The organism is Nonomuraea composti (assembly GCF_012034275.1).
Lineage (GTDB): Bacteria > Actinomycetota > Actinomycetes > Streptosporangiales > Streptosporangiaceae > Nonomuraea > Nonomuraea composti.
The window spans coordinates 63,680-87,260 of record NZ_JAATEP010000020.1 but is presented as its reverse complement, the minus strand read 5'-3'; the positions used below and the strand labels follow the sequence as shown (position 1 = coordinate 87,260).

The window sequence follows — 23,581 nt, the reverse complement described above, 5'->3', positions numbered from 1 at the left end:
ACGCCTGTGCCGACCACCTGACCGCCATCGCCCCGACAGCCCCTTCGCGCCGACGGCCGTCCACGCTCACGTCAACCACCGGGGCCGTCACCCGACCGCCCGCCCGCACTCCGGCACGGGCTCGCGGCCGCTCCTAGCGGCAGCCCCGCCCCGCGACACACCACCCGAACCCCCGGACACCGCGTAAGCCTCCGGACAATGCCCAAGCTACCGCACATCACCCCGAGCCACCCCACCGCCCAAGCCACCCCCCATCGCCCAAGCCACCGGCCCAAGCCACCGGAGATCACCCGAGCCGCCGGACATCGCCCAGGCCACCGGACATCACCCGTACGACATCGAGGACGACCTCCACCCGACGACCAGGTCACAACCCTTCGGAGAGGAGCCGCCGCGGGAGGATCCAGCCTTTTGCCGTTACCAGATCAGTGTGTTGAGCTTGATCAGCAGCTGCTTCACCAAAGTTCCTGACACATCGAAGTTCCTGAAGACCGAGTTCTGACATGCCGAGTCCTGACATGCCGAGTTCTGACATGCCGAGTCCTTACATACCGATGGCTGACACACAGAGGTTCTGACACACCCCAGTTCCTGACACTTCCAGGGAGGACCTGTTCATGAAGGAGAACAACGACCGTCCGTTACCCCGCGTCCGCAGGACCTGGCGTCACCGCGTGGCCGCGCTCGGCAGCGCGCTGGCCCTCGCCGTGACCGGCACCGTGGTGGCCGCGCCGCAGCCCGCCCTCGCGGCAGCGCCGAACTACGACGGCGATCCGACCCAGTACTGGAACCAGGTCCTCGTGGACGTCTTCCGCCAGCTCAACGGCCCCGACGCGGCCCCCGGCAGGTTGGCCAGAGCGGCGGCCATGATGAACGCCGCGATCTTCGACGCCGAGACCATGTACCGCGACCAGTGGCGCACCCGGTTGTATCAGCCCTACTTGCAGGCGGGACGCTACTTCTCCCTCGGCGAGACCGACCACGAGGAGGAGCGGGTCATCGGCAGGACCGCCTACAACATCCTGCTAGACCTGTTCGGAACCGCGACCCTGCACAGCCCGAGCATGACGAGCCTGCTCGACCAGCGTTTCACCCATCGTTTCGGCACCAGCCCCACCGACTTCGACTATCTGGACCTGCAAGTGGTCAGCTCGGTGGTGCAGCGGATGCGGCAGTTCCGCAGCGACGACCGCTCCACCGACAGCACCGTCTACACGCTCAGCCCGGAGCGGGGCGCCTGGCGGCCCACCGGCGACCCGAGCTGCACCGCCGCCCAGAACGCGGTGACCCCGAACTGGGGCCGGGTCAAGCCGTTCTCGATGACGTCCGGCTCCCAGTTCAGGCGGCCCACGCCGGAGCAGGCCATCACCTACGACCAGCTGCTGCAGACCACCGAATACCAGCGGCAGGTCGATCTGGTACGCCGCTTCGGCGGCGCCGCCGACACGGCCAAGACGAAGCTGGAGCGCACCACCCCGCAGACCGCGGCCGCCCTGTTCTGGGCCAACGACGTGGACGACACGTATCGGCCGGTCGGCCAGCTGCTGGTGCACACCGGCCAGGTGGCCCGGCAGCTCAACGTCACCAGCCCCTACGAGAACGCGCGCCTCTACACGCTGGTCTCCCTCGCCCTGGCGGACGCCGCGATCGCCGCGTGGGACACCAAGTACGAGACGAGGATCGACCTGTGGCGGCCCGAGAGCGCCATCAGGGAGATCGACCCCGACTGGCGCCCCTTGTCGGTGGACCGTAACGGCAACCACTTCTCCCCCTGCTTCCCGTCCTGGGTATCGGGCCACGCCACGTTCGCCGGCGCCTGGGCAGGCATCATGACCCGCTTCTTCGACGGCAACGCGACCTTCACCGTGGACACGGAGGACCCGTCCGCCCCCGTCAAAAGCAAGACCTTCACCTCCTTCGCACAGGCGGCCCAGGAGAACGCGCAGAGCCGGTTGTGGCTGGGCGTCCACTATCCCTGGGACGCCGACGACGGCATGGCCATCGGAGACGCCATCGCCAACCACGTCTTCACCAACGAGCTAACCGAACTCCCCACCACACCCCGCTAAGTCACCACACCCGGGGCGGACCCGGCGACCTGCGTGCGGGCGATGCCACGCTGCGAGTGCGGCACCGGCAGCGTGCACGCAGGTCATGTCTCGACCTGGGAGCGGCCCGGCTGGCCTGCCCGCACGTCATGGCGCGATCCGAGAGCGGCACCGGCAACCTGCACAAGTCACGCCACGAATAGTCCCGAGGCAACTGTTCTGCAGGGTTACCTGCGCAAGCGTGGCGACGGCGCCGGTGATCTCCCGGGTTGCTACGTAAGCCTGGCTACGACGCTGGGCGATCTCGTGGGTTGCCTGGCGATCTCGCGAGTTGCCTCCGTGAACGCGGCAAGGGCGCTCGCGTAGAACGGCATGGAACCCGCTGTGCAAGGGCGCGGTGCTGCTGTCAGACGTCGCGGCGGTTGATCACTAAAGCTGCCGTGAGGAGGGAGACCACGGCGTAACCGGCCAGGATGGTGGTGGCTGTGACGGGGCCGAAGCCGCCGGAGTCGGGGACGCCCGCCAGTTGCCGGGTCAGGGCGGGAAGCGTCAGGGACGCCATCCGGTCGTTCCACGGGGCCGGGAGAAAACGCTCGATCACGGCGGGCAGCAGTGGCAGGGCGACCAACGCGACGAGTGCTCCCGGAGTCGAACGCAGGATCGTGGCCAGAGCCAGCCCGATCACCGCGGCCACGGCGGAGCCGGCGCCTGCTGCCAGTACTTCGGCCAGGGCCGCCGGTTCGGACAATGAGGCGCCGATCGGGCGCCCGCCCACCACCGCCTGCGCGGTGAGGTAGGTGGCGAACGCCACCACCTGACCCCCGATCGCGGCCACGGCGGCCACCACCGTGGCCTTGGCCACGAGAGCCATCCATCGGCGCCGGACCGTGGTCAGCGTGAGCCTGATCATGCCGGTGCCGTACTCGCCGGAGATCGCGAGCACGCCCAGCATCCCGAACAGGACAGGAGGGATGTCGGCACTGAACCGGAGCCCGGTGCCGACGATCTCACCGCTCAGGCCCCTGGTGTCGAAGTAGCGCGAGATCGACAAGGCGGCGGCACCGGTGATCGCCAGGGTCGAGAGTGTGCAGGCCAGCACGTAGTAGGTGGATCGGAGCGAACGCAGCTTGAGCCATTCGGATGCGATCACGTTGATCATCGGGTCAGCTCCATGAACGCCTCCTCCAGTGACACCTGCTGCGGTGTCAGCTCATGGATGGAACAGCCGCTTCTCAGGGCGGCGTCTCCGATGGCGGCCGCGGACATGCCCGCCACCAGAAGCCCTTCTTCGCCTCCGGGCTCGTAGACCGCCTCGCCCGCCGCGAGCGTGCTCGGCGGCGCGACGCGCATCCTGCCGTCCGCCTCGACCGTGCCTGGCGGCGCGACGCGGACTTTGCCGTCCGTCCCACGCGTGACCGGCGGCGCGACGCGCACCCTGCCGTCCGCCCCACGCGTGCCCGGCGGTGCTTGGCGCACATTGCCGGCCGCCCCTGGCAGACCGGATGGTGTGGCCCCTACCGTGTGGTCTGCCTCCGGCATGCTGGGTGGTGCCAAAGGCCGCCTCCCGTCCACTTCCGGCCGGCCGGGCGGTGCGACGCGTGCAGCGTCTGCCGCAGGCAGGCCGGATGGCGCAATGTGTACGCCGCCGGCTGCGGCGTGAGCGTCCAGCGGAGCTGCGGCCCGCCACGTGCCGTCCGTCCCCGGCGGGGCGGATGATGCCGCGCGTACGGCAGTGCCTGCCGTATAAGTGCTCGGTGGCGGGGCGGCGCGTACCGTGGCGCCTGCTGCCTCGAGCACTGTCGCCAGGCGGGACGCGTGGGGTGAGCGGACCAGGACCTCGTCCTGGAAGCGGGCCAAGAGCTCGGGTGTCGTCGTGTCTTCGATCAGGCGGCCGTGGCCGATGATGATGAGCCGGTCGGCGGTGAGGGACATCTCGGTCATCAGGTGGCTCGACAGCAGGATGGTGCGGCCTTCGGCGGCCAGGGAGCGCAGCAGGGTTCTGAGCCAGCGGATGCCGTCGGGGTCGAGGCCGTTGACCGGCTCGTCGAGGATGAGCACGCCGGGGTCGCCGAGCAGGGCCGCCGCGATGCCGAGGCGCTGGCGCATCCCCTGGGAGAACCCGGCGATGCGTTTGCGTGCCACGCCGGCCAGGCCGACCTCCTCCAGCAGCCGTACGACCCTGCGGCGGCTGATGCCGCCGGCGTAGGCGAGGGCTTGGAGGTGGTCGAGGGCGGTGCGCCCGCCCTGCACTTCGGTGGCGTCGAGCATGGCGCCGACCTCGCGCATGGGGTCGCGGAGGTCGTGTTTGCGGACGCCGTTGATCAACGCCTGGCCGGAGGTGGGTGCGTGCAGGCCGAGGATCATGCGCATGGTGGTGGACTTGCCGGCTCCGTTGTGCCCGAGGAAGCCCGTGACCTGTCCGGGCCGGACGTCGAACGTGAGCCCTGAGACCGCACGTGTGGAGCCGTACGCCTTCGTCAGGTCCATGACCTCGATCATTTTCCTACCTTCTGGATCCGTTCGGCCGGGCAGCTCGTGCCGGGGGCGGGCAGCGCGCCCGTGCTGAGATAGGTGAAGACATGTCGCCGCAGGCAGGTGTTGCCTGCCCAGGACGCGTGGCCGTCGCCGTGCCGCAGGACCCGCGCGGACGGGGTCTGCTCGGCCACGTGCGCCTGCCCCAGATGGTTGGTGTTGTTGTCGAGCTCGCCGATCGCGAAGAGCATCGGCGGGGTGTCCTTCACGCGCAGCGGATGTGGCGCCCAGGACGCGCCGCCGCTGCGGCCCCAGCACCGCCCGAGCTCGAAGCGTCCCTCGAGCCAACCGAACCTCGGTGCGATCTCGCGGAGCCTGGCCTCGATGCCCTGGAACTCCTCATATGTGGGCAGCTTGGGCATGAAGTCGTTGCACAGGGCGTCTTGGCTTATGGACGTGCCGCCCTCGTCGAGGCGCAGTTCTTCGAGGAAGTCACCGGCGTCGCCGTCGAGGGCCTTGCGGAGGGCGGTGGCGAGCTGGGGCCAGCGTGCCGGGTTCATGCCTTTGATCGCGCCGGCGTACAGCTGCCCCTCGGACACCGTTCGTCCGGACGATGCCGGCAGCGGCGCGCGGCGCGCTCTGGCGACGAGCTCGTCCCAGGCCCTGCCGGCGTCCCTGCCGTGCAGGGCGCAGTCGGTGCGGCGGGCGCACCAGTCGCGGAACAGGGTGAGATGCCGCTCCTGCGTCAGTGCGTAGTTGCGCAGCCAAGCCTCGAAGTCCGGCTGGGTGTGGTCGGCGGTGCCGTCGAGGTACATGCGGCCGACCCGCTGCGGGAACAGCTCCAGGTACGCCTGGGCGTAGACGGTGCCATAGGAATTGCCCGCGTAGATGATCCTGTCCTGGCCGAGTGCGGCGCGTAGGGCGTCGATGTCGTGGGCCACGTTCCAGGCCGTCATCCCGCCCCAGGTCGATTTCGCCATGAGGCGGCAGCTCGCCTGGTGGGCGGCGTTCTTGGCCGCGTGGGCGTCCCAGTCTTGCTTCGTCCTGGCCAGGAGCAGGCCGTATATGGAGGACTCAGGCTCCGCGCAGCTCACTCTCTTGCCGCTCGCAGGCTCCGACATGCCGCGCGGATCGATGGCGATGACGTCGAAGCTCCGCTGCAACTCGTCGAGCAGTCTCGGCAGCTCCGCCGGAGCGTCGGGATCGCCCTTGCGCCTGAGCATCGTGGTGCTGGTGCCGGGCCCTCCGAAGTTGACGATCAGCGGTCTCGAGCCCTTGCCCGTCGCGGGCAGCTTGGCCACGTGCACCGACGTGCTGGGGCCGCCGGGATCGGCCCAGTCAACGGGGACGACCAGGTCGGCGCAGCGCAGACCGTCACCACAGTCCTTCCACACGAGGTCGTGGGCCTGCGCCGAGGCCAGCGCGGCGCTGCCGAGCGGCACGGCGAGACAGGCCGCCAGGCACAGGGTGATGAGTCCGCGTCGATTCATGGCGGCAACGATGCTGCACGGCGGCGGGTCCGCGCATCGGAGCCAGATCCGATCTTTGGGGTCGGACCAGGGTCAGACGAAGCGGGCGTATGGCCGCGGAGTACGACCCTGGTCTGACAGCCCGTGCTCCGATTCGCGCCCGCCCGTACCTCGATAACGTGGCGACGTGCATCTGCTCGCCCAGCGGCCTCCACCCTGGCTGCTCATCCTGGTCGACACCGTCGTCGCGGCGCTGCTCGCGCTGGCGTCCACGGCGAGTCCGCCGGAGCTGGCCGCCGATGCCGGCTCCGTGGCGCTGTGCTGGCTGGTCGTGGCGCCGGTGGCGGTGCGGCGCGTATGGCCGGAGCCCGCCTACTACAGTGCGCTCCTGATCGGCATCGCCGTGCTCTTCGTGCAGGTCAACCGGCTGTTGCCGGCGATCGTCGTGGCCCTGGCCATCTACCCGCTGGCGACCGGCCGGCCGGTGCGGCGATCGGCGATCGCCCTGGTGACGGGCCTGCTCGTCACCGGCGGAGCCGCGCTGCTCTCGGCGCTGAGCGCGGCTCAGCGGGCCGACGGCTGGCCCGACCCCGTCCTCATCGTCGGGATGGTCTGGCTGGTCGTCGCGGCGAGCTGGAGTCTCGGTACGACGGCGCGCACCCGCCGCGAGTTCGCCGCACGCGAGGCCAGGCAGGAGGCCAGGCGGCAGGCCGAGCAGGCGGCGGCCGACGAGCGCCTGCGGATCGTACGCGAGCTGCACGACGTCGTCGCCCACTCGATGAGCATGATCACCGTCAAGGCGGGGGTTGCGGCCAAGGTCCTGGACAAGCATCCCGCCGAGGGGCGCAAGGCGTTGCTGGCCATCGAGGAGCTCGGGCGCGGCTCCCTCATGGAGATGCGCCAGCTCCTCGGCGTGCTGCGCGCCGCCGACGGCGCACCCGAGCGCGCGCCCCTCCCCGGCCTCGCCGACCTGCCGGCCCTGGTGGAACGGGCGGCGGAGGCCGGCGTGCGGGTCGACCTCTCGGTGAGCGGCACGTTACCCGACAGCATGGCCGCATCCGTCTACCGCATCGTCCAGGAGGCCATCACCAACGTCGTCAGGCATGCCGCGCCCGCCCATTGCCAGGCGGACGTGTCGGTCGTCGGCAGGACGGTGCGCATCTCCGTGGTCGACGACGGGCCGGGGCAGCGCGTCCTGCCGGACGATGCCGACGAATCAGGGCAGCGCTTCCTGCTGGGCCGTCCCGGAGAGTCAAGGCAGCGGGTCCTGTCTGACTGTCCCGGCGGGTCAGGACAAGGCGTCCAGACCGACCGTCCCGGCGGGTCAGGACAAGGCGTCCAGACCGACCGTCCCAGCGGGTCAGGGCAACGCTTCCTGACCGACCGTTCCGGCGAGTCGGGGCAGCGCCTCCTGCCGAGTTCTCCTCACGGGTCAGGGCAACGCGTCCTTCCGCACCGTTCTGACGGATCAGGGCGACGCGTTCCGCCGGATCGGTCCGACGGGTCGGGGCAGCGCGTTCTGCCAGGTCGTTCCGGTGGGCACGGTCTTGTGGGCATGCGCGAACGCGTCATGATGTACGGCGGCACCTTCGAAGCCGGGCCTCGGCCCGAAGGCGGGTTCGGCGTCCACGCATCATGGGAGATTTCTTGATTCGAGTGCTCATCGCCGACGACCAAGCGCTGCTGCGCGGCAGCTTCCGCCTGCTGATCGACTCCGAGGACGACCTGACCGTGGTCGGAGAAGCGGCCGACGGGCAGGAAGCGGTGGCGCTCGCCCGCGCCGAGTCACCTGACGTGGTGCTCATGGACGTCAGAATGCCGCGCCTCGACGGCATCGGCGCGACCCAGCAGCTCGCCGGCGACACCCGGATCCTCATCCTGACCACGTTCGACCTCGACGAATACGTCTACGCGGCGCTGCGGGCCGGGGCCAGCGGGTTCCTGCTCAAGGACGCGCCGCCCGACGACCTCCTGAAAGCGATCCGGGTGGTCGCGTCCGGCGAGACGCTGCTCGCGCCGAGCGTCACCACGCGGTTGATCGCGGAGTTCGTACGGCGGCCGGCGCAGCAGGTCTTCCACGGGCTCGACACGTTGACGGATCGGGAACGCGAGGTGCTCACGCTCATCGCCCACGGGCTGTCCAACGCCGAGCTCAGCGAGCAGCTGCAGGTCAGCCCCGGCACCGTGAAGACCCACATCAGCCGCCTGCTGACCAAGCTGCAGGCCCGAGATCGCGCCCAGCTCGTCATCGCCGCCTACGAGGCCCGCCTGGTCACGCCGCGTTAGGCCGACGAGCACCTGGCGGCCCCGCCTTGTCCTCGCCTCTTCTCCTGGGTGCTGATCGCGGGTGGCGGACGTGGCGGCCGTGGTGGGCGGTCGGCTCGGGTAGCGGACGCCGGTGGTGGGCTGCGCGAGCGGCGAACGTGGTGGGCGATCGGCGCGAGTGGCAGGCTCCGTAGTGATCAGTGCCGATGGCGGACGCAGCTGGTGATCGGCACAGGCAGCAGACGGGCGCGTGCTCAGCGCGGGTGGCGGTCAGCGCCAGCGCCCGAGGAGGTGGAACGGTAGGCCGGCCTTTCGGGGGTGGTGTCGGTAAGGGCGGATTGAGGTCGATGTCCTGGTCAGGGGCGCGGGGGTCAGGGGGTTGGCTTGTCTCCGGCCCAGGTCCAGCGGGGGACTTCGCGTAGAGGGTGGAGGTCCGCGTCCGTGGTGGCGTGGGAGTTCTGCATGGCGACGTGTGAACCGAACTCGACGTGCTCGCGCACCGCGTCCAGGAACTCCTGGTCGCGAGGGAGCCCGGCCTCCTCGAAGGCCTCCATGTACAGGTCGACGAAGCGTTGCCGTTGCTCTTCGGTGATGTGCAGGTGCCGGTGGGCGTCGATGAGGTAGGCGAAGCCTGGGCCGCGGGTGAAGGCGTCGGGGCCGCCGAAGGACTCCGAGGTGAACGACGTCAGGTTCGGCACATGGGAGGGCTTGCGCTCCGGGAAGAGCGGCTTGAGCAGCGGGTCGGTGAGCAGCTTGGTGTAGAAGATTTCTTCCAGGCGGTGCAGGGCTTCGGTGCCGCCGGCGTGGTCGTACAAGCTCGTCATCGTGACCTGCGCATAGGTAGTCGTTGCGGAGCTGTTCGAGATCGCTCCCGGAGCTTATCCCGTCGGCGTGGGGTTCGCCGAGAGGTTGGTCTCGGCGGTTGTGCGGCCGCGGTGTCTCGGTCAGGGGTGCGGTTGGTGGCTCAGTTGCGCAGGTTCTTCGCGTAGATCCAGTCCAGGCCGTCCTCGCCGGTGAGGTCGAGGTGTGCGGCCCTTACCAGGCCGGCGCGTGCCGCCACTCGTTGGGAGGCGGTGTTGGCCGGGCGGACGCGGGCGATGACGGGTCGCTCGGGAACGCGTTGCGTCACCCAGTCGACCACCGCGGTCGCGGCCTCGCTGGCCAGTCCTTGCCCCCAGGACGAGGTCTCGAAGCGGTAGAAGAGGTTGAGCACGCTCATGCCGTTGAGTTCCATGGTCTTGGTCCCGCAGAAGCCCAGCGGCCGGTCTGAACCGTGGCGTCGCACCGTCCAGTAGCCGTAACCGAAGCGCTGCCAGTGATCGTCCCAGCGCTGGAAAAGCTCCGCCGCTTCCTCGCGCTTGGACAGGGCGTCGGAAGGGTTGTGCAGGCAAGTGGCGGGGTCGCTGTGGATGGCGTGGATCGCGTCTATGTCGTCCGGTGACGGGCGTCGCAGCGACAGCCGGCCGGTCAGGAGGTCGTGAGCATGACGGCTTTCATCAAGCATGTGGTGATCATAGGAGCACAGCTCTCCGGCCCTTTGGGCGGCGGCGCCGGATCCTGGCGGCTCACCGAGAAGGGGGGTCGAGGGCCGGAGCGGGGGCGGGAGCGGGGCGGCAGGCACGCTCGCGGCGGTGGCCAGGGCGTGGGCGGCCTGGGTGGTTGCTGACCTGGGTGGTGGGCGGCCTGGGTGGTGGCTGACCTGGATGATGGCTGACCTGCATGGTGGGCGGCCTGGATGATGGCTGACCTGCGTGGTTGCTGACCTGCGTGGTGGGCGGTCTCGGTGGTGCGTGGTCTCGGTGGTCTGAGCCGAGGACGAGCTGGATGAGAGCCGGGCGGGCGCTGGCAGACCTGGTGGTTCGCCCCAGCGCCGGTGGCCGCTGGGCAGTCAGTCGTTCTCGCGGCGTTCCTGCTGCCGCCGGTACGCGGCGAGCAGCTCGCTCCCGACGTCCACATATCCGGAGAACAACCCGATCACGTCCTGGAGCCGCCGGCGTGCGGGGCCGGGGCCGACCAGGTCCTCGCCTTCGCGGAGGGCGGCGATCAGGGTTCGGGCGCGGGCGTGGCTGGCCTCCAGGAGGGATGCGATCCCGCCGGCGGCCTCCACCAGCAGACGGCGGCTGCCGGGCTGGGGGATGGTTCTGGCCAGTCCCCAGGAGTCCAGCTGGCGGACGGCGGTGCTGACCGAGGCCTTGCTGAGCGCGAGTTCCGCGGCGATCTCGTCCAGGGACCGGGGTGTCTCGCTCAGCAGGAGCAGGCCGTAGACGCGGCCGGTGGCGTGCGGCAGGTTCCAGGAGGCCAGGAGGTCACCGACCGAGACGATGAACGCGGTGCGCTTGCCGGCGTCCATCACCGCTCCTCGCGGGGCAGGGTGTGCAGGAACGTGTCGATCGCCGCGTTGACGGCTTGCGGGTTGTCCTGGGTGCAGAGGTGGCCCGCGTCGGGGATGACGACCTCTTCGACGCCCTCGGCCCGGGCCCATCGGGGCATGGCCGCGGCGATGTTGCCGGTGTGGTCCTGGTCGCCGCGGATCAGGCACAGCGGTACGGGCGTCCGGTGGCCGGGGTCGGGGGTGACCAGCTCCACGGTGGCCTTCCACACCTGGACGAAGTCCTTCTTGGGTAGCTGGGAGAAGGCGCGCCGCGCGTCCGCCCGGGCGGCCGGGGTGAGCGCGGAGGCGTTGGCCATCAGCTCCGGCAGGCGCCCGGCCGGGAGGGCCAGCAGGGCCGGCGCGGCCAGCTTGAGCAGCAGGCGTTCGCTCCAGGACAGCGGCCCGGTGTTCCAGGTCGAGCCGATGACGATCAGGGCTCGGGCCAGGTGGGGGTTTCGCCGGACGAGGGCCTGGCCGAGGTTGCCGCCCAGGGAGTGGCCGGCCAGCACGGGGCGGTCCAGCGCCAGGTGTGCGATGAGTGCGGACAGGTCGGCGAGTGCCCGTTCGGCGGTGAACGGGGTGCCGGCGGGCCGGGACAGGCCGTGGCCGCGCTGGTCCCAGACGATGACGCGGAATCCTCGGTCGCGCAGGTGTCCGGCCTGGGCGTCGAACATCGCGTGGTCGACCCCGGCGCCGTGCGTGAAGACCACCGGCGTCCCTCCGCCGCCGCTGTCGGCATAGCGCAGGTCACATCCCTCCAACGGCAGCTTGTTCACTAGATTCAGCATTTTCTGAATATAGCAGGGCCGGTCAGTCACACCTGTGCCGTGGCCGAGCGGCGTTCGATCAGCAGGGCGGCGCCCACCAGGGCCAGCGCGCCGATCGCGACGGCGGCTACGCCCCCGAAATCATCGACCACCACGGCCAGCACGGCCGCGACCAGCATCGCGCCGACGTGCAGGGACTGGTCGATCAGGTACGGCCCCTCCGCCCAGTCGTGGCACTTCTTGAGCTCGATCAGCCGGCGCACGATCCAGCGCCGGTCGATCACCGCGTGCGTGCCGGCCGACACCAGCAGCGCGGTCACCATGCCGGCGAGCTGCATCGGCACCGCCACGCACACCAGCGCCAGCGCCGCCGCCTGCGTACCGATGTATCCGGCGACATGCCGCAGGCAGGCCCGCCAGCCGGTCCACGGCGAGACACCCCTGGCCAGTTGCTCCGCGTCGGGGACGCCTTTGGCGACCGCAGTGCTGTTGCTCTGCACCACGTGATCGCCGATCTGGTGCCCTGCGTACAGGGCGGCGAACGTGACGGCGGTGATCGCGGCCGCGCTGGCACTGGTCACGGTGGCTCCTTCTCCACGGGGTTGGCTGCAGTCAAACACACCGCGCAACGGGCGGCCGTCATGACCTGATCGGCCGGGAAAATCGGTGTGTTCCCGGAACATGGCGGCGCTACGATCGCGGACGCTCGATCTTGACGGCGGCGGAGAGCGCCGTCCACGACCGCTCGGGAAGGGCGCCTTGACATGACGCACGCGCAGGAACCCTGGCCCGACCACCCGGATCTGCTGGAGCGCGGGCACCCCTTCCGGCAGTGGAAGACCTGGCGGATCCCCGGCACCGAGCTGACCCTCACCGGCTACTCCCGCGCCAACGACAAGACCTTCTTCCACATCCCCGAGCTGCGCTGCTGCCTCGACGCGGGGCTGTGCGAGGGGCGGCAGGTGGACACGGTCTTCCTGACGCACACCCATCACGACCACGCCAAGGATCTCGACTTCCTGGCCTCGAAGGCGTCCGGCGTGGACATCTACCTGCCGGCCGCGTCGGTGCCGTACGCGGAGGCGTACCTGCGCGCCTCGGCCGAGCTGAACCACGGGGCGGCCTTCGACGCGACGCTGGCGGGCGGCCACCGCCTGCACGGCGTGAAGCAGGACGACGAGATCGTCTTCGGCCGGCGCGGGCACCACGTGCGGGTGGTGGAGTGCGAGCACAAGGTGCCCTGCGTGGGCTACGCGTTCTCGGAGGGGCGCAAGGCGCTGCGGCCGGAGTTCGAGGAGATGTGGCGGTCGATGACGGCGGAGGGGCGGGGCGCGGAGTTCGGCCGGTTCGTCGCGCTCCAGCGCAAGAAGGGGGTCGAGGTCGACGCCGAGGTGAGCAGGCCGCTGTTCGCCCATCTCGGGGACACGCACGTGAGCGTGTTCGAGCGGAACCCGTGGCTGTTCGACTATCCGGTCGTCATCACCGAGTGCACCTTCCTCGACGACGCGGAGCTGGAGCGCGCGAACCGGGTCGGGCACACCGTGTGGAGCCGGCTCAAGCCCGTGGTGGAGGCGCACCCGCGGACGTTGTTCGTCCTGGTGCACTTCAGCCTGCGCTACTCCGACCAGGAGGTCCTCGACTTCTTCCGGGGAGCGGGCGCCGGTCCTGGCAACGTCGTGGTGTGGGCGCACCCGGCGAGCCGCCTGCCCGAGCAGCACCAGCGCAGCCGCCCCTGAGCCTGCGAACGGCTCAGATCCAGTTGCCGTGGAAGCCCGCGGGGATGCGTACCGGGACGTGCACCTCGGCCAGCGGGGGCGCGGCCAGGTCGGCGGCGTCCAGGATGGTGAGATGGCTCGTGCCGGTGCGGCGGTCGTGCACGAACGTCATCAGGTAGCCGTCGTTCTCACCCGTGCTCCCCGGTCTGGAGACGAAGACGGCCTCGCCGCAGGTGCGGCCCGGAGGGAGGCGCTGCACCGCCCGTCCGCCGCCGACGAGGTCGTACGCGTAGATCTCCGACCTGTCGGGCTCGGCGTCCAGGGAGAAGCTGGTCGTGTAGCCGTAGCGGTGGGGCAGGCCGAGCGCCGGGTCGGCCACGCGGGGATATTCGCTGGGCGCGTCGTCGAGCGGTTCCTCGGCGACGGCGCCGGACCGCAGGTCCAGCGTCCAGCGGTACGCGACCGGGAGGCCGCCTTCCAGGTCGCCGGCGCCGTCGCGCCACAGCGTGGGGACGCGGGTGCCGGTGACGGTGATCGTGTCGCCTCCCGGGCCCTCGAAGGCGTTCATGGTGTGCCAGACGTAGCACGGCGTGACGTCGAACCAGCGTACGGGCGCGTCGGGCCCGGCCGCGCGCGCGAGCACGCCGAACCGGGCGCGGTGCGCGTCGTCCCAGCGCCACGGCGGCCCGCCCGCCGCGGCCTGCGTGCGGTCGAAGACGACCGGCAGGTCCATGAAGATCACGTGGTGCCGGGTGACGGCGAAGTCGTGCATCATGGTCGCGCGCGGCACGTCCACGACGCGCGTCTGCACGACCTCGCCGGCCGCTGAGGCGCGGTAGTAGGTCAGGTACGGCGGGCGCAGCTGGTAGCCGAAGAACAGCAGCTCGCCCGTGCTCGGGCAGGTCTTCGGGTGCGCGGTCATCGGGGTGCGCAGGGCTCCGTCGAAGGTGTGCGGCCCGATCGTGGCCAGGTCCGGCGTCACCTCGTACGGGAAGCCGCCCTCCTCCAGCGCGAACAGCCGGCCCGCGTGCGCGATGAGGTGGGTGTTGGCCGTGGTGACGCGGTAGTCGATGCGGCCGCTGTCCTGGTCGAAGGCGAGGGCGAAGCGGGACGTGCCGGGGTGCTCGTACAGCGGGGTGCGGACGTACCGGTTGCGGTACCAGCGCGCCCGGCCGCCGTCGAGCGCGATGGTGTGGATCATCCCGTCGCCCGCGAAGGAGTGTGGCGACCAGCCGGTACGCGGGTTGGGCCCGTTGCGGAAGAACTGCCCGCGCAGCTCGGCCGGGATCTCGCCCACGACCTCGGACGGCTCCAGGGTCACCTCGTCGGGGACCGGGGCGTTGTTGCCCGCCAGATGCAGCGGCACGGTTTCGGACATGGTGGAGCTCCCGTCGGCTCGTGGGGGGACGCCGACCACCGTGCCGGAAAAATCCGTCGACCGGCAGTCTTGTTCTTCTCGCCCGCCTCAGCCGGGCGGAAGAAGCCCAGCTCAGAGCGTCACAACTATCGGATGCGTTCGAGCCTGGTCCAGCCCGTCCAGCCGCGCTGCCGCAGCAGCTCGATCAGCCGGCGGGCGGGCGGCACAGTGTCGAACGCCAGCGAGTCCATGAGCTGGGCGAGCGTGGCGTCGACGCCGGTGTCCTCGACGTAGTCGTCGCCGCGTTCCGCGGCCATCCGCGTGAGGTAGGCGGCCAGCCGGTCGGCCAGCTCGACCAGCCCTGGGTCGTCGTCGGCCCGGTCGAGTGCCTGGCTGAGGGTGCGGTAGAAGCCGACGAGCGTGGGGTCGCCGAGCTGCTCCCGCTTGCGGGCCGTCCACTCCGGGACCCGCTCGGGAGCGTGCAGGGCCAGCGGGATCCAGCCGTCGCGCTCGGCCCGGACGATCCGCTCGTCGATGCCGAGCGCCCGCAGCCGGTCCAGGTGCTCGACGACCTCCGGGGGCAGGGCGAGGCGGTCGCCGGAGGCGAGCCGGGCGATGCGCTCGCGGTGCCGCTGCCGCTCGCGGATCTCCGCCTCCAGCCGCCGGTCGATGTCCGCGACGGCCGCGGCGAACTCCTCCTCGCCGGCCCGCAGCAGCTCCCCCACCCGGGCGAGCGGCACCCCGGCCTCGGCGAGGGTCCTGATCCTGATCAGCTCGACCACGGCGCTGGCGTCGTACCTGCGGTAGCCGGAGTGGTCGCGCTCGGGCTCCGGCAGCAGCCCCTTGGCGTGGTAGTGCCGCACCGTGCGCACGGTCACCCCGGTGTACGCCGCCAGCTCGCCGATCGTCAGCATCGCTCCAGTCTCCACGACGCGCTCAGGTGCCGGATGACGCGGGCGATGTCGTGAGCGTGGGTGACGATCAGCCGGTGGTCGGCGTCGAGCCAGGTGGTGGTGACGCGCGGGTGCTCGCGGACGAGCCGTTCGACGCCGGCCCGCCAGTTGCGGTTGAACCGTTCCTCGTCGCCGGCCATCGCGGTGGACATGATCATGGCGATGGGCCGGTCGATCGCGGCGTACCGGTCGAGGATCTGCGCTCGGACGGCGTCGATCTCGAGGTTGAGGTCGAGGATCTCCTGGCCGGTGAGCAGCACCTGGCCTGCGGCCCGCTGCCGGGTGGCCGCCTCCTCCCACAGGGCGCGGAAGGCGGGCAGGACGTCCTCGGTGAGGAACGGCTCGGGCACCGGGTTCGCCCCGTCGATGAGCACGAGCCCGGCGACGGCGCCGGGGTGCTCGCCGGCGTAGTGCACGGCCAGGTCGGCGCCCAGCGAATAGCCCACGAGCAGGGGCGGCTCGGGCAGCCCGCGCCGCTCCAGCTCCGCCAGCACGGCGGTGAGGTCGCTCAGGAACGCCTGGAACGAGTACCGGCCGGCGGCCGAGGCCAGGCCGTGGCCGCGCAGGTCGAAGGTCACCACGTCGTGGTCGCGCCGCAGCAGCTCGACGGGCTCGCGCAGGTCCGCCTGGGTCGAGCTGAGCCCGGGGCACAGGACCAGCGGCCGGCCCCGGCCGCCGCGGGAGACGGGGATCGTGACGCCGTCGTGCTGGATCGTGAAGGTCTGGACGGTGCTGCCGCCCGTGGTTCCGGTGGTCATGCCCCCATGCTGGGAGGTTGACGCTGCGTCAGGGTCAAGTCCACGCGGGCGAGCCGTTCGGTGTGGGCCGAGCGGCCCGCCGGCCGCCCTGCCGCGTGTGACGCCTCCTGGGCCAGGCCGTTGAGCGTGGTACGGACGACGCGCTCGGTCTGGAGGGTGACCGCGTGCGGGTCGTCGAAGCGGACCAGGCCGTCGGCCAGCAGCACGGCCAGCCCGTGCAGGGCCGCCCACACGACGAACTCGGCCCCTTCGCGGGCGGGCTCCGGCAGGGCGCCGGCCGCCGTGAGCCGATCGAGCTCGGCAGTGAGGACGTCGTGCGGGTGGGGGGTGATGGCGGAGTCGGGGCCGGTGGCGCCGCCGCGCAGGACGAGCCGGGCGACGGCCGGGTCGTCGAGGGCCCAGGTCACGTAGCTGCGGCCGAGGGCGATGAGCCGCCGCTGCGGGTCGTCCTCCTGGCCGGGCGCGTGCGCGCAGTCGTGCCGCAGGCGCTCGCCGAGCCAGGCGAGCGTGCGCTCGGACAGGGCGCGGACCAGCATGTCGCGGGAGGCGAAGTGGTGGTAGGCGGCGCTGGGGCTGACGCCGACCCGCGCCGAGGCCTCGCGCAGGGACCAGCCGTCGGTGCCGCGCTCGCGCACCAGGGTCTCGGCGGCGTCGAGCAGCGCGCCGCGCAGGTCGCCGTGGTGGTATCGCTCTCTCGCCATCGCCCGATCTTAACACCGCTCAGATGTCTGCTAGGCTCGCTTCATCTCAACACTGTTCAGATTGGAGCCGGACCATGTGCCCCGCCGATGTGCCGCCGAACCCGTCCCCCGACTTGAGTGACCTTCCCGACGTGCGGACGAGCCCGCCGCCGGTCGTGCGCGGCGAGCCCGTGGAGCTGTCCGACGGCGTGTACGTCATCCCTGACGGCCGGGTCGAGCTCGTCCCGAACGTCGGCATCGTCGTCGGCGAGCACTCCGCGCTGGTCATCGACACCGGCATGGGGCCCCGCAACGGCGCGTACGTGCTGGAGCAGGCCCGGCGCCTGGCCGGAGACCGGCACCTGTACCTGACCGTCACGCACTTCCACCCGGAGCACGGGTTCGGGGCGCAGGCGTTCAAGGGCGTGGCGACGATCGTCTACAACGCCTCCCAGCGCGCCGAGCTGCACCGCAAGGGCGCCTCCTACGTGGAGATGTTCAGGGGGCTGAGCGCCGCCGCGGCGGCCGAGCTCGAAGGGGTCGAGCTCGTCGATCCCGACCTGGTCTACGAGGGCGCGGCCGAGCTCGACCTCGGCGGGCGCAAGGCGGCGCTGCGGGCGGTCGGGCCCGCGCACACCGGCTCCGACCAGGTCATCGTCATCGACGACCGGGTGCTGTTCGGGGGCGACCTGATCGAGACGCGCATCTTCCCGATCGCGCCGTACTTCCCGCCGTACGACGTGGACGTCAACGGCCCCGGCTGGATCGGCGTCCTCGACGACCTGATCGCGCGCGACCCCGAGATCGTCGTGCCCGGCCACGGCGAGGTGGCGGACGTCACCCTGATCCGCGACGTCCGCGACTACCTCGACCACGTGTACGGGGAGGTCACGCGGCTACGCGCGGCCGGTGTCTCGGCCGACGAGGCGGCGGCGCGGATCGACGAGGAGGCCCGCGCCCGCTGGGCCACCTGGGAACGCCCCGAATGGATCGGCTTCGCCGCCCGCGCCTTCTACGCCGGCGCGCAGCACTGACCGCGCGAACGGCTCCCCCAGGCGGAACGTTCGGGGGCGGACGGCTCCCAGGAGAACGTCCTCCTGTAGCGGACGGCTCTCAAGAGGGCGTCCCGTAGCGGGTGGCGAGCGCGGTGGCGCGGTCGTGCAGGGCGGTGCGCAGCCACGGCGGGTCCAGGGCCTCGGCGGCGAGGCCGAGCTGCCACAGCGCCCACACCGCGTGCCGCCCGTCCTGGAAGCTCGCCTCCATCCGCAGCCACCCGTCCGTGTCACATTTCTCGGTGTGGACGGCCAGCGCAGTGCCCGCCAGCTCCTCCCGCCGCGCCGGGTCCAGCCGCAGCAGGACGGTGACCTGGTCGCCGCCGCTGCGGAAGCGGGTGCTGCGTTCCTGCCAGGCCCGGTCCAGATCGACCCGGTCGGGGCGCTGGGCGGGCTCGGGAAGCTCCTCGGCGGCCAGGATCCGCGACAGCCGGTACGTGCGGTCCGCCCCCGACCGCGTGGCCAGCAGGTAGCCGCGGTCGCGCACGGTGACCAGGCCGATCGGGTCCACCGTGCGCCATTCAGGGCTCCGGTCGGCCGCCGCCGCGTAGTGGATGCGCAGCTTGTGCCCGGCGAACACCGCCCGCAGGACCTCGGCCGCGATGGCGTCGGGCACCTCCTCGGCGGCCAGCCGGCGCGAGAGCAGGTCGGTCTCGGGGTCGATGAGCAGCCGCTCGGCCGCGCCGGCCGCGGTGGCGCGGTAGCTCTCGGGCAGCGCGTCGACCACTTTGAGCATCGCCGAGGCGAGCGCCGAGCCGAGGCCGAACGCCTGCGCGCCGCGCCGCGACCCGGCGACGAGCAGGGCGAGGGCTTCGTCGGGATTCAGCCCGGTCAGCTCGGTACGGAAGCCGGGCAGCAACGCGAACCCGCCGTGCCGCCCGCGTTCGGCGTAGACCGGGACGCCGGCCGCCGACAGCGCCTCGATGTCGCGCAGCACGGTGCGGGTGGACACCTCCAGCTCTCTGGCCAGCGCTGTCGCGGACAGCCGGCCGTGCTGCCGCAGCAGCAGGACCAGCGAGACCAGCCGGTCGGCACGCATGCGAAAACCCTATCGAAATACACGACACAGGATGTCGTGATTCGTTGGGAGGCTCTTCGTCGTACGAACCCGTACAGATTGCTGACGATTCGATAGGAGCTGATGTGGCGATGGAGCGAACGGCGATCAACCCGTGGCCGTGGTCGGTGCAGCTGGGCTACAACCAGGGCGAGCTGGTCTCGGGGCACACCCGCACCCTGTACTGCTCGGGGCAGACCGCGATGAGCGCCGACGGCAAGCCGGAGCACGCGGGTGACCTGGCGGCGCAGCTCGCGTCGAGCCTCGACAACCTGGAGGCCGTGCTCGGCGAGGCCGGCATGTCGCTGGCGAACCTGGTCCGGCTCAACGTCTACACCACCGACGTCGACCGCCTCTTCGAGCACTACGGGGTGCTGGCGTCACGGCTGGGCGCGGCCGGGGTGGCGCCGTCCACCACGATGCTCGGGGTGACGCGGCTGGCGATCCCCGACCTGATGGTCGAGCTTGAGGGGACGGCGGTCGCCTGAGGTCGTTCAGCCGCGTAGCGCCGACCAGGAGCCGTGCCCGGTCAGGCGCAGCAGCGCGGACAGGCCGGCCTCGTCGAACGCCGTCTCCAGCTCCGCCCGCCCTTCGGAGAAGTGCGTCCACCCGTCGTAGTGGGCGGGGATGACGACGGCGACGCCCAGCACGGCGGCGGCGGCCGCGACCCGGCGGGCGTCCATGGACACGGGACGCTCGCGGAACTTGCCCTGGACGCGGGCCGCCCCGGCATTGAGCACGGCCGCGTCGATGTCCGGGACGCGCCGGGCGATCTCGGCCACGGCCCGCATCGAGGCGTTGTCGCCGCTGACGTAGACGGTGGGCAGGCCCATACCGGACAGGACGAAGCCGGTGACCTCGCAGTTGATGTGGCCTTGCGGGTCGCGCTCGCCGTCCTCGGGCCCGTGGACGGCGGGCACGGCCTGGACGGTCAGGTCGCCGCCGCCGTCCCGGCGCGGCAGCGTGCGGGTGGCCCAGGGGGCCAGCCCGGCCGCCCGGGGGCCGAGCCGCGCGGCGGCGCTGGGGACGGTGAGGGTCAGCGGGGCGGCCATGGCGAAGGCGCGGCCCCGGTCGTCGAGGTTGTCCGGGTGGGCGTCGTGGCTGACCAGCACCGCGTCGACCGGCCCCAGCCGGCTCTCCGGCACGGCGGGGCCGGTCGTCTTGGTCAGGTAGCCGTGGGGGCCGGGGTCGTCGAAGGTGGGATCGACGACGATCCGCAGGCCCCCGAGATCGATGACGGCCGTGGGGCCGCCCAGCACCGTCACGGCACACTCCTGCCGGGGCAGGTCCTCCTCGTCCGCACGCACGCCTCCCATGCTGCCCGCCCGCCGGGCGCGCGGCGGTCTGCGACACACCGGGGTCAGGGCAGCCTGATCAGGCGCCGCTCCACGGCGGCGGTGACGGCGGCGGTACGGGTGTCCACGCCGAGCTTGCCGTAGATGTGCACCAGGTGGGTCTTGACCGTCGCCTCCGTGATGAACAGCCGCCTGGCGATCTCGCGGTTGCCGGCGCCGCTGGCCAGCAGCTCCAGGATCTCCACCTCCCGGACGCTCAGCGCCGGGCCGGGGTCGCGCAGCCGCCGCATCATCCGCGCCGCCACCTTGGCCGACAGGACGCTCTCTCCCCTGGCGGCGGCCCTGATGCCCTGGAACAGCTCCTCCGGCGGGCACACCTTGAGCAGGTATCCGGTGGCGCCGGCGGCCACGGCGCGCAGGACGTCCGCGTCGGTCTCGTACGTCGTCAGGACGAGGACCTGCGGCGGCGCGGGCAGCGCCCGGATCCGGCGGGTGGCCTCGACGCCGTCGATGCCGTCGCCGAGCTGCAGGTCCATGAGCACGACGTCGGGCCTGCGCGCGGCGATCCCGCGCAGGGCCTCGTCGGCGCCGGCCGCCTCGCCGACGATCTCGATGTCGTCCTCGCCGCCGAGCAGCGCCACCAGGCCCGCCCGTACGACCGGATGGTCGTCCACCAGGAACAGCCTCATCGCGCGCCCACCTCCTGCTCGCGCACCGGCGGCGTGGCCGGGCCAGGGACGGGGACGCGGGCGGCGAGCGCCGTGCCCTCACCCGGTGCGCTCTCGACGATCAGGACGCCGCGCACCCCGGCCAGCCGATCGCGCATCGCGCGCAGCCCGTACCCGCGGCCTGGGGCCGGGGCGGGCTCGGCGAAGCCGGCGCCGTCGTCGAAGACGTCCAGGGTGACCTCGCCGTCCAGGTAGGACAGGGTGATCGTGGCGTTCGCGGCGCCCGCGTGGTCGCGGACGTTGGCCAGCGCGCCCTGGGCCACGCGCAGCAGCGCCGTCTGCACGCCCGGCTCCAGCGGGTACTGCTCGCCCTCCACCCGCAGATGCACCCGCGGAGCGTCGTCGCCGCCGTTCGCGCAGAGCCGGGCCAGGGCTTCGGGCAGCGTGGTGCCGTCCAGGCCCGGCGGTCGCAGGTCGCGGACGAACCGGCGGGCCTCGCCGAGGTTCTCCGCGGCGGCCTCGGCGGCGCGACGTACGTGGGCGCGGGCGAGCTCGGGGTCGGCGGCCCACACCCGGTCGGCGGCCTGCAGCAGGATCCCCATGCTGGTCAGCCCCTGGGCGAGGGTGTCGTGGATCTCCCTGGCGAGCCGCTCGCGCTCCTCCAGCACGCCGGTGCGGTGCCGCGAGTCGGCGAGGGTCTCCCGGGTGCTGATCAGGTCGTCGATGAGCAACTGGCGGGCGGCGCTCTCGCGCTGGAGCTCCCAGAACGTCACCGCCGTCATGGCGGCGATCCCGATGGGCGCGAGGATCAGGCTCGGATCGACCTCCTGAGCGATCTTGGTCTGGGCCGCGATCACGACCAGCGTGAGCACCGCCGCCGCCACCGCGAACGCGCGCGCGTTCAGCAACCGCAGGCACAGGAACAGCAGCGGCACCGCGCACCAGCTGAACGACGGCGCGACGACCACCAGCCCCAGCCAGACCGCCGCCACGCAGCCCAGCCAGACCACCCGCCGGCGCCCGAGCCGGCTCCAGGACACCACGCCCACCAGGTACGCCAGCGCGAGGACCGCGCAGACGACCAGCGCGGCCACGGTCTGCGCGACCATGCCGTGCCGGGACACCAGCCTGAGCGCCGAGGCGACCAGCAGCAGGTAGAAGCCCACATGCATGGCCCAGTTGAGCCAGACGCGCTCCCTCATCACCCTCCCCGTCCGTGCTGCCCCGACCTTATGCGCTGCCGGGGACCGGGCTGGGACGTGCCGGCGGCACATCAACCGATCGGTTGATCGGCGGCTCGACCGGTTGACGCCGCGGGATCGTTCATGCTCCCGATGGCTGCCCGCGCTGCCGCTGAAAGGCTTCGACCTGCTCGAACACCTTCTGACGAACGGAAGAGACGATGACCGGATCCCTGCGCGCCCGCCGCGGCGCCGCCGCCCCGCTGGCGGGCCTCGCCCTCGTGGCCGCCGCCTTCGCCCCCGCTGCCGCCCAGGCGGCCACGCCATCCGTGAAGGACGGCCAGGCGGTCGTCCAGACGGAGGTGCTGTCGTCCGGCGCCGCCCTGGAGATCGCCGAGGCGGCGATGCACGAAGCCGCCCGGCAGAAGCAGAAGGTGACCGTCGTGATCGTCGACCGTTCCGGCGCGACCCGGCTGGTCGCCAAGGGCGACGGCGCCGGGCCGCAGACCGAGGAGTCGGCCCGGCGCAAGGCGTTCACGGCGGTCTCCTTCGGCCGGGCGACCAGCGAGCTCGCCAAGGGCCTCGACGGCGGCGGCCCGAGCATCGCCGACATCCCCGGTACGCTCTTCCTCGGCGGCGGGGTCCCCGTCGCCTCCGGCGGCGCGCCGGTGGCGGGCATCGGCGTCGGCGGGGCGCCGAGCGGCGACATCGACGAGGCCATCGCCCGCGCCGGCCTCAAGGCGGTGGCGGGCCGGCTGCGGTGAGCGGCCGCGCGTTCGTGATCGGGCGCAGATCCGTCCTGCTGTCCCTGCTCGGGTCGATCCTCACGGCGTGCGGCGCCCCCAAGGCGGAAGAAGGAGATGGTGTGGTCAACGAGGAACTGCTGGCGGCGGCGGCGCGAGGGGACGCCGGCGCCGTCCGCGACGCGCTCCGGCGCGGGGCCGACGTCGAGGCCCGCGACGACCGGCGGCGCACGGCGCTGCTGCTCGCCGCCGCGGCCGATCACGTCGAGGTGGCCGAGGTGCTGGTCGAGGCCGGCGCCGACCCCGACGCGCAGGACGCCGACCGGGCCACCCCGTGGCTCGTCACCGGTGTGACCGGCAGCGTCGCCATGCTGCGCGCGCTGCTGCCGGCCGGGCCCGACCTGACCGTGCGCAACCGGTACGGAGGGGTGTCCCTCATCCCGGCCTGCGAGCGGGGGCACGTGGACTACATCCGCGAGGTGCTGAAGACGGGGATCGACGTGAACCACGTCAACGACCTGGGGTGGACCGGGCTGCTGGAGGCGGTCATCCTCGGCGACGGCGGCCCGCCGTACCAGGAGATCGTGCGCCTGCTGGTGGCGGCCGGCGCCGACGTGGACCTCGCCGACCGCGACGGCGTCACGCCGCTCTCCCACGCGCTCGCCAAGGGCCAGACGGAGGTGGCCGCCCTGCTCCGCGCGGCCGGCGCCCGCTGACCATTGGTGGACGC

At 71.9% G+C, this 23,581-nt stretch carries 24 protein-coding genes; 8 read left to right on the top strand and 16 right to left on the bottom strand.

Annotation, left to right across the window (positions count from 1 at the left end; translation table 11 throughout):
• Positions 1-617: 617 nt before the first annotated feature.
• The gene (locus tag HCN51_RS27010; RefSeq protein ID WP_168012841.1) at positions 618-2,069 is read left to right on the top strand and encodes a vanadium-dependent haloperoxidase; all 1,452 of its coding nucleotides are present in this window, start codon (positions 618-620) and stop codon (positions 2,067-2,069) included.
• Between the two features lie 385 nt (positions 2,070-2,454).
• Here HCN51_RS27010 and HCN51_RS27005 read toward each other — a convergent pair whose 3' ends face one another.
• From HCN51_RS27005 to HCN51_RS26995, 3 genes are read right to left on the bottom strand one after another with little or no spacing between them, the layout of a single operon-like run.
• On the bottom strand, positions 2,455-3,207 hold the full coding sequence (locus HCN51_RS27005; RefSeq protein WP_168012839.1) for an ABC transporter permease subunit: 753 nt from the start codon (positions 3,205-3,207) through the stop codon (positions 2,455-2,457).
• The gene (locus HCN51_RS62395; RefSeq protein WP_168012837.1) at positions 3,204-4,547 is read right to left on the bottom strand and encodes an ATP-binding cassette domain-containing protein; all 1,344 of its coding nucleotides are present in this window, start codon (positions 4,545-4,547) and stop codon (positions 3,204-3,206) included. The genes HCN51_RS27005 and HCN51_RS62395 overlap by 4 nt, the downstream gene beginning before the upstream one ends.
• Positions 4,544-6,010 carry an alpha/beta fold hydrolase gene (locus tag HCN51_RS26995; protein WP_168012826.1) on the bottom strand — a complete coding sequence of 489 codons (1,467 nt, stop codon included), beginning with the start codon at positions 6,008-6,010 and terminating at the stop codon, positions 4,544-4,546. Before HCN51_RS26995 ends, HCN51_RS62395 begins: the two co-directional genes overlap by 4 nt.
• A 166-nt stretch (positions 6,011-6,176) precedes the next feature.
• On the opposite strand from HCN51_RS26995, the gene HCN51_RS26990 reads away from it, so the two are divergent.
• Together HCN51_RS26990 and HCN51_RS26985 are read left to right on the top strand one after the other, a co-directional pair.
• On the top strand, positions 6,177-7,640 hold the full coding sequence (locus HCN51_RS26990; RefSeq protein WP_168012824.1) for a histidine kinase: 1,464 nt from the start codon (positions 6,177-6,179) through the stop codon (positions 7,638-7,640).
• Positions 7,637-8,275: a response regulator gene (locus HCN51_RS26985; RefSeq protein WP_168012822.1), complete on the top strand. Its 639-nt coding sequence runs from the start codon at positions 7,637-7,639 to the stop codon at positions 8,273-8,275. Before HCN51_RS26990 ends, HCN51_RS26985 begins: the two co-directional genes overlap by 4 nt.
• Positions 8,276-8,625: 350 nt before the next feature.
• Here HCN51_RS26985 and HCN51_RS26980 read toward each other — a convergent pair whose 3' ends face one another.
• The 5 genes from HCN51_RS26980 to HCN51_RS26960 all read right to left on the bottom strand — a co-directional run bounded on the left by HCN51_RS26980 (position 8,626) and on the right by HCN51_RS26960 (position 11,973).
• Entirely contained in the window at positions 8,626-9,069 is a 444-nt protein-coding gene (locus tag HCN51_RS26980; protein ID WP_206067916.1) for a globin domain-containing protein, read from the bottom strand.
• Positions 9,070-9,218: 149 nt separating this feature from the next.
• Positions 9,219-9,758, bottom strand: a complete 540-nt coding sequence (locus HCN51_RS26975) for a GNAT family N-acetyltransferase (RefSeq protein ID WP_168012818.1) — start codon at positions 9,756-9,758, stop codon at positions 9,219-9,221.
• Between the two features lie 384 nt (positions 9,759-10,142).
• Complete coding sequence (locus tag HCN51_RS26970; RefSeq protein WP_168012816.1) at positions 10,143-10,604, bottom strand: GbsR/MarR family transcriptional regulator; 462 nt, start codon at positions 10,602-10,604, stop codon at positions 10,143-10,145.
• Positions 10,604-11,413, bottom strand: a complete 810-nt coding sequence (locus tag HCN51_RS26965; RefSeq protein ID WP_168012814.1) for an alpha/beta fold hydrolase — start codon at positions 11,411-11,413, stop codon at positions 10,604-10,606. The genes HCN51_RS26970 and HCN51_RS26965 overlap by 1 nt, the downstream gene beginning before the upstream one ends.
• 26 nt (positions 11,414-11,439) lie before the next feature.
• Positions 11,440-11,973 (bottom strand): DUF3307 domain-containing protein, encoded by a 534-nt coding sequence (locus HCN51_RS26960; RefSeq protein WP_168012812.1) that lies wholly within the window; start codon positions 11,971-11,973, stop codon positions 11,440-11,442.
• Between the two features lie 183 nt (positions 11,974-12,156).
• On the opposite strand from HCN51_RS26960, the gene HCN51_RS26955 reads away from it, so the two are divergent.
• Complete coding sequence (locus tag HCN51_RS26955) at positions 12,157-13,128, top strand: MBL fold metallo-hydrolase (protein ID WP_168012809.1); 972 nt, start codon at positions 12,157-12,159, stop codon at positions 13,126-13,128.
• A gap of 13 nt (positions 13,129-13,141) precedes the next feature.
• Here the strand turns inward: HCN51_RS26955 and HCN51_RS26950 are convergent, their stop codons facing one another.
• The 4 genes from HCN51_RS26950 to HCN51_RS26935 all read right to left on the bottom strand — a co-directional run bounded on the left by HCN51_RS26950 (position 13,142) and on the right by HCN51_RS26935 (position 16,876).
• A complete protein-coding gene (locus HCN51_RS26950) occupies positions 13,142-14,485 on the bottom strand; it encodes a carotenoid oxygenase family protein (RefSeq protein ID WP_168012807.1) in 1,344 nt (447 codons plus the stop codon).
• A 125-nt stretch (positions 14,486-14,610) separates the two neighbouring features.
• Positions 14,611-15,378 (bottom strand): MerR family transcriptional regulator, encoded by a 768-nt coding sequence (locus tag HCN51_RS26945; protein ID WP_168012805.1) that lies wholly within the window; start codon positions 15,376-15,378, stop codon positions 14,611-14,613.
• Positions 15,372-16,175: an alpha/beta fold hydrolase gene (locus tag HCN51_RS26940; protein ID WP_168012803.1), complete on the bottom strand. Its 804-nt coding sequence runs from the start codon at positions 16,173-16,175 to the stop codon at positions 15,372-15,374. Before HCN51_RS26940 ends, HCN51_RS26945 begins: the two co-directional genes overlap by 7 nt.
• Positions 16,172-16,876, bottom strand: a complete 705-nt coding sequence (locus tag HCN51_RS26935) for a TetR/AcrR family transcriptional regulator (RefSeq protein WP_168012801.1) — start codon at positions 16,874-16,876, stop codon at positions 16,172-16,174. Before HCN51_RS26935 ends, HCN51_RS26940 begins: the two co-directional genes overlap by 4 nt.
• A gap of 74 nt (positions 16,877-16,950) precedes the next feature.
• Between HCN51_RS26935 and HCN51_RS26930 the strand changes: the two genes are divergently transcribed.
• A complete protein-coding gene (locus tag HCN51_RS26930) occupies positions 16,951-17,889 on the top strand; it encodes an MBL fold metallo-hydrolase (protein ID WP_168012799.1) in 939 nt (312 codons plus the stop codon).
• Between the two features lie 79 nt (positions 17,890-17,968).
• Here the strand turns inward: HCN51_RS26930 and HCN51_RS26925 are convergent, their stop codons facing one another.
• Positions 17,969-18,946 carry a helix-turn-helix transcriptional regulator gene (locus HCN51_RS26925; protein ID WP_168012797.1) on the bottom strand — a complete coding sequence of 326 codons (978 nt, stop codon included), beginning with the start codon at positions 18,944-18,946 and terminating at the stop codon, positions 17,969-17,971.
• A 110-nt stretch (positions 18,947-19,056) separates the two neighbouring features.
• On the opposite strand from HCN51_RS26925, the gene HCN51_RS26920 reads away from it, so the two are divergent.
• Positions 19,057-19,452, top strand: a complete 396-nt coding sequence (locus tag HCN51_RS26920; RefSeq protein ID WP_080038304.1) for a RidA family protein — start codon at positions 19,057-19,059, stop codon at positions 19,450-19,452.
• A gap of 6 nt (positions 19,453-19,458) precedes the next feature.
• On the opposite strand, the gene HCN51_RS26915 is transcribed toward HCN51_RS26920, so the two are convergent.
• From HCN51_RS26915 to HCN51_RS26905, 3 genes are read right to left on the bottom strand one after another with little or no spacing between them, the layout of a single operon-like run.
• Positions 19,459-20,271 carry an MBL fold metallo-hydrolase gene (locus HCN51_RS26915; RefSeq protein ID WP_346433815.1) on the bottom strand — a complete coding sequence of 271 codons (813 nt, stop codon included), beginning with the start codon at positions 20,269-20,271 and terminating at the stop codon, positions 19,459-19,461.
• 53 nt (positions 20,272-20,324) lie between these two features.
• Entirely contained in the window at positions 20,325-20,948 is a 624-nt protein-coding gene (locus HCN51_RS26910; protein ID WP_168012793.1) for a response regulator, read from the bottom strand.
• A complete protein-coding gene (locus HCN51_RS26905; protein ID WP_168012791.1) occupies positions 20,945-22,129 on the bottom strand; it encodes a sensor histidine kinase in 1,185 nt (394 codons plus the stop codon). Before HCN51_RS26905 ends, HCN51_RS26910 begins: the two co-directional genes overlap by 4 nt.
• 200 nt (positions 22,130-22,329) lie before the next feature.
• Here HCN51_RS26905 and HCN51_RS26900 point away from each other — a divergent pair, with 200 nt between their 5' ends.
• Both HCN51_RS26900 and HCN51_RS26895 read left to right on the top strand, forming a co-directional pair.
• Positions 22,330-22,872, top strand: a complete 543-nt coding sequence (locus HCN51_RS26900; RefSeq protein ID WP_168012790.1) for a GlcG/HbpS family heme-binding protein — start codon at positions 22,330-22,332, stop codon at positions 22,870-22,872.
• 101 nt (positions 22,873-22,973) lie between these two features.
• On the top strand, positions 22,974-23,567 hold the full coding sequence (locus HCN51_RS26895) for an ankyrin repeat domain-containing protein (protein WP_346433814.1): 594 nt from the start codon (positions 22,974-22,976) through the stop codon (positions 23,565-23,567).
• Positions 23,568-23,581: the final 14 nt, after the last annotated feature.

Excerpts from the sequence above, each read along its gene's own strand:
- HCN51_RS26910 (WP_168012793.1), bottom strand. The coding sequence starts at position 20,948 with ATGAGGCTGTTCCTGGTGGACGACCATCCGGTCGTACGGGCGGGCCTG.
- HCN51_RS26930 (WP_168012799.1), top strand. The coding sequence starts at position 16,951 with ATGTGCCCCGCCGATGTGCCGCCGAACCCGTCCCCCGACTTGAGTGAC.
- HCN51_RS62395 (WP_168012837.1), bottom strand. The coding sequence starts at position 4,547 with ATGATCGAGGTCATGGACCTGACGAAGGCGTACGGCTCCACACGTGCG.
- HCN51_RS26965 (WP_168012814.1), bottom strand. The coding sequence starts at position 11,413 with ATGCTGAATCTAGTGAACAAGCTGCCGTTGGAGGGATGTGACCTGCGC.
- HCN51_RS26905 (WP_168012791.1), bottom strand. The coding sequence starts at position 22,129 with ATGAGGGAGCGCGTCTGGCTCAACTGGGCCATGCATGTGGGCTTCTAC.
- HCN51_RS26935 (WP_168012801.1), bottom strand. The coding sequence starts at position 16,876 with ATGGCGAGAGAGCGATACCACCACGGCGACCTGCGCGGCGCGCTGCTC.
- HCN51_RS26955 (WP_168012809.1), top strand. The coding sequence starts at position 12,157 with ATGACGCACGCGCAGGAACCCTGGCCCGACCACCCGGATCTGCTGGAG.
- HCN51_RS26975 (WP_168012818.1), bottom strand. The coding sequence starts at position 9,758 with ATGCTTGATGAAAGCCGTCATGCTCACGACCTCCTGACCGGCCGGCTG.
- HCN51_RS26925 (WP_168012797.1), bottom strand. The coding sequence starts at position 18,946 with ATGCGTGCCGACCGGCTGGTCTCGCTGGTCCTGCTGCTGCGGCAGCAC.
- HCN51_RS27005 (WP_168012839.1), bottom strand. The coding sequence starts at position 3,207 with ATGATCAACGTGATCGCATCCGAATGGCTCAAGCTGCGTTCGCTCCGA.
- HCN51_RS26995 (WP_168012826.1), bottom strand. The coding sequence starts at position 6,010 with ATGAATCGACGCGGACTCATCACCCTGTGCCTGGCGGCCTGTCTCGCC.
- HCN51_RS26945 (WP_168012805.1), bottom strand. The coding sequence starts at position 15,378 with ATGCTGACGATCGGCGAGCTGGCGGCGTACACCGGGGTGACCGTGCGC.
- HCN51_RS26920 (WP_080038304.1), top strand. The coding sequence starts at position 19,057 with ATGGAGCGAACGGCGATCAACCCGTGGCCGTGGTCGGTGCAGCTGGGC.
- HCN51_RS26970 (WP_168012816.1), bottom strand. The coding sequence starts at position 10,604 with ATGGACGCCGGCAAGCGCACCGCGTTCATCGTCTCGGTCGGTGACCTC.
- HCN51_RS26940 (WP_168012803.1), bottom strand. The coding sequence starts at position 16,175 with ATGACCACCGGAACCACGGGCGGCAGCACCGTCCAGACCTTCACGATC.
- HCN51_RS26900 (WP_168012790.1), top strand. The coding sequence starts at position 22,330 with ATGACCGGATCCCTGCGCGCCCGCCGCGGCGCCGCCGCCCCGCTGGCG.
- HCN51_RS27010 (WP_168012841.1), top strand. The coding sequence starts at position 618 with ATGAAGGAGAACAACGACCGTCCGTTACCCCGCGTCCGCAGGACCTGG.
- HCN51_RS26950 (WP_168012807.1), bottom strand. The coding sequence starts at position 14,485 with ATGTCCGAAACCGTGCCGCTGCATCTGGCGGGCAACAACGCCCCGGTC.